Annotated in this window: 6 protein-coding genes and 1 other RNA gene; all 7 read right to left on the bottom strand. The window is 70.8% G+C overall.

Going from position 1 to position 8,225, the window contains the following annotated elements; translation table 11 throughout:
• Positions 1–108 precede the first annotated feature (108 nt).
• Positions 109–1,194, bottom strand: a complete 1,086-nt coding sequence (gene mraY, locus K2X24_RS12765; RefSeq protein ID WP_238276512.1) for a phospho-N-acetylmuramoyl-pentapeptide-transferase — start codon at positions 1,192–1,194, stop codon at positions 109–111.
• An 81-nt stretch (positions 1,195–1,275) separates the two neighbouring features.
• Positions 1,276–2,736 carry a UDP-N-acetylmuramoylalanyl-D-glutamyl-2,6-diaminopimelate--D-alanyl-D-alanine ligase gene (locus K2X24_RS12760; RefSeq protein WP_292498600.1) on the bottom strand — a complete coding sequence of 487 codons (1,461 nt, stop codon included), beginning with the start codon at positions 2,734–2,736 and terminating at the stop codon, positions 1,276–1,278.
• Positions 2,733–4,211 (bottom strand): UDP-N-acetylmuramoyl-L-alanyl-D-glutamate--2,6-diaminopimelate ligase, encoded by a 1,479-nt coding sequence (locus tag K2X24_RS12755; RefSeq protein WP_292498597.1) that lies wholly within the window; start codon positions 4,209–4,211, stop codon positions 2,733–2,735. The genes K2X24_RS12760 and K2X24_RS12755 overlap by 4 nt, the downstream gene beginning before the upstream one ends.
• On the bottom strand, positions 4,208–5,959 hold the full coding sequence (locus K2X24_RS12750) for a penicillin-binding protein 2 (RefSeq protein WP_292498603.1): 1,752 nt from the start codon (positions 5,957–5,959) through the stop codon (positions 4,208–4,210). Before K2X24_RS12750 ends, K2X24_RS12755 begins: the two co-directional genes overlap by 4 nt.
• 173 nt (positions 5,960–6,132) lie before the next feature.
• Positions 6,133–6,561, bottom strand: a complete 429-nt coding sequence (locus K2X24_RS12745; protein WP_292498594.1) for a hypothetical protein — start codon at positions 6,559–6,561, stop codon at positions 6,133–6,135.
• Positions 6,558–7,607 carry a 16S rRNA (cytosine(1402)-N(4))-methyltransferase RsmH gene (gene rsmH / locus K2X24_RS12740; RefSeq protein WP_292498593.1) on the bottom strand — a complete coding sequence of 350 codons (1,050 nt, stop codon included), beginning with the start codon at positions 7,605–7,607 and terminating at the stop codon, positions 6,558–6,560. The genes K2X24_RS12745 and rsmH overlap by 4 nt, the downstream gene beginning before the upstream one ends.
• 378 nt (positions 7,608–7,985) lie before the next feature.
• An RNA gene (rnpB, locus tag K2X24_RS12735) (RNase P RNA component class A) lies at positions 7,986–8,225 on the bottom strand; the annotation flags it as partial.

Genomic DNA, 8,225 nt, shown 5'->3' with positions numbered 1-8,225 from the left:
AGGGCGCGGACGGTGGCGAGGCCGGAGCCGCCGAGGCCGAACAGGGCGACCTTCCGGCCGGCGAAGGTGGTGACGGGCGTCATGAGGACGGGCTCTCTGGCGACGGGCTCAGCGCAGCTTCAGGGTGGCGAGGCCGGCGAGCGCCAGGATCACCGCGATGATCCAGAAACGGATCACGACCTGCGGCTCCTTCCAGCCCTTCTGCTCGAAATGATGGTGGATCGGCGCCATGCGGAAGACCCGCTTGCCCGTGAGCTTGAACGAGGCGACCTGGATGATCACCGACATCATCTCCAGCACGAACAGGCCGCCGACGATGGCCAGCACGATCTCGTGCTTGGTCGCCACCGCGATGGTGCCCAGCAGACCGCCGAGCGCCAGGGACCCGGTATCGCCCATGAAGACCTGCGCGGGGGGCGCGTTGAACCAGAGGAAGCCGAGCCCCGCCCCGATCACCGCCCCGCAGACCACCGCGAGTTCACCCGTGTCGCGAACGTAGTTCACCTGGAGGTAGCCCGCCGTGAAGACGTTGCCGACGAGGTAGGCGATGACGCCGAAGGTGCCGCAGGCGATCATCACCGGCACGATGGCGAGACCGTCGAGGCCGTCGGTCATGTTCACGGAGTTGCCGGCGCCGACGATCACGAAGGCGGCGAACAGCACGTAGAACCAGCCGAGGTTCAGAAGCGCGTCCTTGAAGACCGGGAAGGCGAGCTGGTTCTGCAGGGCGGGCGGCGAGTAGACCGCGATCAGCGTGCAGGCCGCGATGGCGATGGCGGCTTCGAGGGCCAGGCGGAACTTGCCGGAGAAGCCCTTGTGCGACTGCTTCGTGACCTTGAGGTAGTCGTCGTAGAACCCGATCGCGCCGAAGCCGAGTGTCACCGCCAGCGTCACCCAGACGTAGTGGTTGCGCGGGTTCGCCCAGAGCAGGATCGCCACCACGCAGCCGGCCAGGATCATCAGGCCGCCCATGGTGGGCGTGCCGCGCTTCGTCAGCAGGTGCGACTGGGGTCCGTCCTCGCGGATCGGCTGGCCCTTGCCCTGGCGCAGGCGGAGCAGGGAGATGATCAGCGGCCCGAACCAGAACACGAACAGGCCCGCCGTGAACAGCGCGCCGCCGGTGCGGAAGGTGATGTAGCGGAAGACGTTGAGGGCGGAGACGGTGCCGCTCAAGTCCGAGAGGAGATACAGCATCCAGCACCCGGCCGTGGTTCAGTTCGGAACTCGGCCGGAGGCGCGCGCGCGTCACCCATCCCGGCCGTGATGAAGGTCGCCTCAGCGCGCGGCGGCGTGCGGCGGTTCGGCTTGGGCGTTCGCGTAACGGGCTTTGAGCGCTTCGACAATCCGGCCCATGCGGATGCTGTTCGATCCCTTCACCATCACGGCGTCGCCGGGGCGTAGCGCCGAGAGCACCGGATCGAGGAGCTCGGCCGAGGTCGCCGCCGCGGCGCCGCGCCGGTTCACCGGCAGGGCCTCGAACAGGTTGCGCATCAGCGGGCCGGCCGTGAAGACGAGGTCCACCTTCGCGGCCTCCACCGGCCCCGCGAGGTCGCGGTGGTGGGCCTCGCCCTCGGGCCCGAGTTCCAGCATGTCGCCGAGCACCGCGATGCGGCGGCCGCGCGGGCCGGTCTCGATGCCGGCCAGCGTCGCGAGAGCCGCGCGGATCGAGGCGGGGTTGGCGTTGTAGCTCTCATCGACCAGGAAGGCCTCGCCCTCCCCGACCGCCAGGGCGGTGCGCTCGCCGCGCCCCACCGGGGGCCGCAGGGCCGCCAGGGACAGGGCCGCGCGGGCGAGGTCCGCCCCGAGCGCATGCACCACCGCCATCACGCCCAGCGAATTCATGGCCGTGTGCCGACCGGGCGTACCGAGTTGGTAGGTCACCGGAATGCCCATCACCACCGCGTCGACCACCGAGAGGTCGGGGCGCAGGACGATGCGCCGGGCGCGCACATCCGCCTCCGGATGCTCGCCGAAGGAGACGACCCGACCGGCGCGCGAGGCCAGGGCGTGCGCGAGGAGACGCGCATAGTTCGGGTTGTCGCGGTTGATGATCGCGGTGCCGCCCACCTTCAATCCGGAGAAGATCTCGCCCTTGGCGTCGGCGATGGCCGAGAGCGAAGCGAAGTGCTCGATGTGCACGGGCTCGACGGTAGTCACGAGGGCGATGTCGGGCTGCACCATCGCGGTGAGCGGCACGATCTCGCCCGGGTGGTTCATGCCGATTTCGAACACGCCGAACCGGGTCTCGGCGGGCATCCGCGCCAGGGTCAGGGGCACGCCCCAGTGGTTGTTGTACGAGGCGATGGAAGCGTGCGTCGCCCCCTGCGCGGAGAGGACGTGGCGCAGGGCCTCCTTGGTCCCGGTCTTGCCGACCGACCCCGTCACCGCGACGATGCTCGCGTCCGTGCGGGCGCGGGCCGCGGCGCCGAGCCCCCGCATGGCGCCGAGGACGGGATCGTCGCCCGTGCCCGAGACCGCCAGGACAGGCCCGATGCCCGCGAAGTCCTGCGCCCGGTCCGCCGCGACCACGGCCGCGCCGGCGCCCCGCTCCAGCGCAGCCGCGACGAAGTCGTGCCCGTCCCGGGCCTCGCCCCGGATGGCGAAGAACAGGTCGCCGGGCTGCAGCGTGCGGGTGTCGATCGAGGCGCCGGTGATCGGCTTCGGCGCGCCCGACAGCGTGCCGCCGGTGGCGGCCTCCAGGGCGTCGGACGTCCAGAGCGGGGTGGTGTCGGTCATGCTGAGCGTTCCGCGATCGCAGCCCGGAGGACGTCGTGGTCCGAGAAGGGCAGGACCTGTGACCCCACGATCTGGCCGGTTTCATGGCCCTTGCCGGCCACCACGAGCACGTCACCGGGTTCCAGCGCCCGCACGGCGGTGCGGATCGCCTCGGCCCGATCGCCGATCTCGACGGCGCCCGGCGCGGCGGCCAGGATCGCGGCGCGGATCGCGGCCGGGTCCTCGCTGCGGGGATTGTCGTCGGTGACGATGACGGCGTCGGCTTGTCTCGCCGCGATGTCGCCCATGATCGGGCGCTTGCCGGTGTCACGGTCTCCGCCGCAGCCGAAGACCAGGCGCAGGCGCCCCGTCGCGAAGGGACGGAGCGCCGTCAGCACGCCCTCGAGGGCCTCCGGCTTGTGGGCGTAGTCCACGAGGCAGAGGCCGCCATTGGCTTCGCCAATCCGCTCCATGCGGCCCGGCACGCCGGTGAGGTGTTCGAGGGCGGCGATCACGCCCGCCGGATCGGCCCGGCCGGCGGGGGTCGCCAGCACAAGGCCGGCGGCGAGCAGCGCGTTCTCCACCTGGAAACCGCCGACCAGCGGCAGGCGCACGGTGTAGTCCTGCAGCCGGCCCGAAGCGCCGGGCGCCTGCAAGGCGAGATGCTGATGGAAGCCCTCGGTGCGCGCCGAGATGAGCCGCACCATATCGCCCTTCGACCCCGTGGTGTGGACGTCGAGGCCACGGGCGGCGGCGGCGGCCACCACGACGTCGGCATAGGCGCCGTCGCTGTTGATCACCGCCGGGATGCCGGGCTGCGCCAGTGTCGTGAACAGCCGCAGCTTGGCCGCCAGGTAGTCGTCCATGGTGGCGTGGTAGTCGAGATGGTCACGGCCGAGATTGGTGTAGCCCACCGCGGCGAGCGCGACCCCATCGAGGCGGCGCTGCTCGATCCCGTGGGAGGACGCCTCCATGGCAAGATCGTCGATGCCGTCGTCGGCGAGCCGCGCCAGGGTGGCGTGCAGGGTGACGGGGTCGGGGGTGGTGAGCGAACCGTAGGTGGCACCCCGGCTGGTGACGATGCCGACCGTGCCGAGGCTCGCGGCCTCGGCGCCGAGACGCGCCAGGATCTGGCGCACGAAATCGGTGACCGAGCTCTTCCCGCTCGTCCCCGTCACCGCCACCACCCGGGCCGGCTGCCGGCCCGAGAAGGCCTGCGCCGCGCGGGCGAGGCTGCGGCGCACGTCCGCCACGGCGACGTAGGGCACGCTTGGCCCGAGGCCCTCCGGACGCGCGCCCTCGCTCACCACCGCCACGGCGCCGGCCGCCGCCGCCTTGGCGGCGAAGCGGCGGCCGTCGGCCACGGTGCCCGGCACGGCGACGAAGACGAAGCCCGGCCCGACGTTTCGTGAATCCGCCGTCAGACCCGCGACCGGAAGGCCGGCAACGGCGGCCTCCGCCTCGGGAAAGAGCCCACCGAGGGTCCGCCCGCTCATCGCCCGTCCACCTGCGTGGCGTGGTAGGCGCCGAGCTTCACCATCAGGGGGAAGGGCTTAACGGGCGGGTCGAACTGGGGCGGCAGGCCGAGGACGGGGGCGACGCGCTCGATCACGCGTCCGGTGACGACCCCGGAATTCCAGGCGGCGGTGGCGTAACCGCCGGATTCCGGCAGGCCCTGGGGCTCGTCCATGATGGTCACGAAGAGGTATTTCGGGTTGTTCATGGGGGCTGCAGCCATGAAGGTCGTGAACAGGCGGTTCTTCACGTAGCGGCCGTGGATCACCTTCTCGGCGGTGCCGGTCTTGCCGCCCACGAAGTAGTACGGGATCGCCGCCTTCTTGGCCGAGCCCTCGACGGCGTTGAGGCGCATGATGAAGCGCATCGCCTCGCTGGTCTCGGGCTTGAGCACGCGGGTGGCCTTGGCCATCGCCGCCTCGGCGGTCGTCTTGAGAAAGGTCGGCGTCATCAGGAAGCCGCCGTTCGCGATCGCCGCCACCGCCGCCGTGGCCTGGATCGGCGCCACCGCGAGGCCGTGGCCGAACGCGATGGTGATGGTGTTGATCTCGGTCCAGCGCGCCGGAACGATGGGCTCGGCGCTCTCGGGCAGTTCCGTGCGGACGCGGTCGGTCAGGCCCATCTTCTTCAGGAAGGCCTTGTGGCCGGGCACGCCGATACCGAGCGCCATCTTGGCCGAGCCGATGTTGGACGAGTGCGTGAACACCTCCGGCATCGTGATGACGCGGTTGGTGCCGTGGTACTCGTGGATCTTCTGCCGGCCCCAGTTCAGCACGCCGCCGCGGGTGTCGAAGGTCGAGTTGACGTTGAACTTGCCGGAATCGAGGGCCATCGCCAAGGTCATCGCCTTGAAGGTCGAGCCCATCTCGTAGACGCCGACGTTCATCCGGTTGATGCGGTCGGGATTGAGCGCGTCGGCCGGGTCGTTCGGGTCGAAGTCCGGCAGGGAGGCGAGCGCGATCACCTCGCCGGTCTGCACGTCGAGGATCATGGCCGCGGCGGCCTTCGCCTTGAAGTGGTCGAGGCCCCAGGCGAGCTCGTCCCGCACGGCGAACTGCGCCCGCAGGTCGATGGAGAGCTGCACCGGCTTCAGGTCGGTCTGCTTGGCGACCAGACCGAAATCGTTGAGCGCCTTGTTGCCCTGGTTGTCGATGTACTTCTCGATGCCGGCGATGCCGATGTTGTCGAGGTTGGTGATGCCGAGGATATGGGCGGCCGCCGTGCCGTTCGGGTAGACGCGCTTATGGTCGGGCAGGAAGCCGATGCCCGGAATGCCGAGCCGGTGGACCTCCGCCTGCTGCTTCGGGGTGATCTCGCGCTTGACCCAGACGAAGCCCTTCTTCGTGGAGAGCTTGGCCCGCAATTCGGTGGCGTTGATCTGCGGCAGCACGGCGGTGAGGAGTTCGACCGCCTCGTCCTTGTCGTAGATGTTGCGGGGTTCGGCGAAGATCGAGACCGTGCGGATGTCGGTGGCCAGGATCTCCCCGTTGCGGTCGACGATATCGGGTCGGATCGCCGTGGTGGCGGCCGCCGCGATCCGACGGTCGCCGTTATCGGGCTCCGGGAAGGCCGCCATGTAGATGAGACGGCCGGAGATCGTGGCGAAGACCAGAGCGAAGCCGAGGCCCACGAGGCCGACGCGGGCGTAGGAGCGCTCGATGGCGAGGTGGAACATGGCCTTCGCGCCACGCACCAGCCAGCTGGTCCGGGCGGCGGACGCCTCGGCGATGCGCTCGGCCGGCGCCGGGGCTTCGGATTCCACCGGAGCCTCCGAGTCGACCGAAGCCTGCGCGTCGGTCGAAGCTTGGGAATCGACCGGATGCGCGTGGAGCGCGGGGGCCTGGGCCTCCGGAATCGGGTCGGGCCGGGATACGTCGGGGGGCTGGACTTCGGACACGGACACTACCTCGAAGTCGTGGTCGGGGTTCTGGTGGTGGTGGTCCGGGGCGTGACGCTGCCCGTGGTGCGCGGGTCGTCGGAGGCGCGTCCGGCCACGGGCTTCTCCTTCGGCGTCGCGGTGGCGGCGAGGAGGCGGCCGATTTCGTCGCCGCGGTCGGGACGGGCCGGCAGGTCGGAGAGTCGCCCGAGATGGACGGTGCCGATCGGCTCCAGCGCGAGGTAGCGGTCCACCGCCGCCTGCAGGCGATCGGGGCGGGTGAGGAGCTGCCACTCGGCGCGCAGGACCGCGATGGCCTGGCGCTCTCGTTTGAGCTGGCTCTGGGCCTTCGAGACCTGGCCGGCCTGATAGAGCGTGTCGTACTTGATCGAGTAGGCGTAGATCGCCGACCCGATCAGGCCCAGCACCGCGACGAGGTTCAGCAATCGGATCACCGGCGCGCTCCTCCGCTGCGGCCCGTCCGCGCGGGCAGCGCGGCCAGGGTCTCGATGGCCGCCAGGGGCTCGGGCGCGGGCGCATCCGTGCGCTGGACCGCGCGCAGCTTGGCCGAGCGGGCGCGGGGATTGACGGCGATCTCGGCCTCCGAGGGCAGGACCGGCCCTTTGGTGACGGCCACGAAGCTGCGGGGCGCCGGTGCCTCGAGGCTCGGCACGTGGCGCGAGGCCTGGGCCGCCCGGCCGCTCCGGGCCGAGAAGAACTGCTTCACGATCCGGTCCTCCAGCGAGTGGAACGTGACCACGCCGAGGCGCCCACCCGGCTTCAGGATCCGCTCGGCGGCATGCAGGGCCTGCACCAGCTCGCCGAGTTCGTCGTTCACGGCGATCCGCAATCCCTGGAAGGTGCGGGTGGCGGGGTGGATGCCGCTCGCCGGATCGGCCCAGACCACGCTGGCGACGATCTCCGCCAGGGCGGCGGTGGTCTCGATCCGGGCCTTGCGCCGGGCCTCGATGATCGCGCGCGCCACGGCGCGCGAGCGGCGCTCCTCGCCGTAATGGTAGATGATGTCGGCCAGATCCGCTTCCTCGGACTCGTTGACGAGGTCGGCGGCGCTCGGTCCGGCGCGCTCCATGCGCATGTCGAGGGGGCCATCGTTGCGGAACGAGAAGCCGCGCTCGGGCTGGTCGATCTGCATCGAGGAGACGCCGATATCGAGAATGACGGCATCGGCCTCGGCGTGACCCGCGGCCCGCACGCAGGCATCCAGGGTGCCGAAGCGGCCGGACACCAGGGCGAGGCGGCCGGCGGCCTCCGCCACCAGGGGCGCCCCCCCCGCGATGGCGCCGGGGTCGCGGTCGATCGCCAGGACCTGCACCGCGGGGTCGGCCTTCAGCATGGCGCGCGTGTAGCCGCCGGCGCCGAAGGTCCCGTCCACCGCCAGGGCGCGGCCCGGAAGGTCGAGGGCCTGAAGAACCTCGTTGAGGAGGACCGGAACGTGCGGCGCTCCGTCGACCGGCCGCGGCGCGCGTGGTGCGCGCGTCATCGGGCGGCCCCGATACGGGACGGTCGTACGACGCGCGCACGGGACGAAGGTCGGGATGAGAGCGCGGACGAAACCGGACTGAAGCGGCGCATGCGTCCCTTCCACGGGGCTGGAGCGCGCTGGCGCGGCTCGGAGAGACGGGGCGTCTCCGGGTCGATGCGTGACGCGACCGCGCGAGCGGACACCGACCTGCCTCGGACAGGCTGCGTCCGTCGATCCGAAAATCGCCGTTGACGGGATGAATCGGGGTACCATGGGCCTCTGAGCGCCGTCAACGAACCTGGGCGGGAGTGCGCCGCCGGCAGCGATCAGACCTCAGCAAGGTTAACCGAGCGTAAGTTTTCGTTCGGGTTTCGGCAGCAGACGCAGGGTGCAACGCGGATCAGCCGGCCTTTAAGCCGGGTTCTGTAGGGCCCGAGCGATCCGCAAGGATCGCCCTGACGTGGCGGCCATTCCTCTGGGACGATCGTTACCGAACGCCTCGAGCAACCAACCCGGGCGACGAGCCTGGAGAGAAAGCTTGCGCGGACCGGAGCCCGCGCGTGTCGCCCCTATTCGGTTTTGCTCCCGGTGGGGTTTGCCGTGCCGTCCGCGTTGCCGCGTCCGCGGTGCGCTCTT

The organism is Methylobacterium sp., from assembly GCF_019750675.1.
Classification (GTDB): Bacteria; Pseudomonadota; Alphaproteobacteria; order Rhizobiales; family Beijerinckiaceae; genus Methylobacterium.
This window is presented reverse-complemented; position numbering and strand designations above follow the sequence as displayed.

What these genes read in the sequence shown, in the direction of transcription:
- K2X24_RS12760 (WP_292498600.1), bottom strand. Translation starts at nt 2,736, where the DNA reads ATGACCGACACCACCCCGCTCTGGACGTCCGACGCCCTGGAGGCCGCC.
- mraY (WP_238276512.1), bottom strand. Translation starts at nt 1,194, where the DNA reads ATGCTGTATCTCCTCTCGGACTTGAGCGGCACCGTCTCCGCCCTCAAC.
- rsmH (WP_292498593.1), bottom strand. Translation starts at nt 7,607, where the DNA reads ATGACGCGCGCACCACGCGCGCCGCGGCCGGTCGACGGAGCGCCGCAC.
- K2X24_RS12755 (WP_292498597.1), bottom strand. Translation starts at nt 4,211, where the DNA reads ATGAGCGGGCGGACCCTCGGTGGGCTCTTTCCCGAGGCGGAGGCCGCC.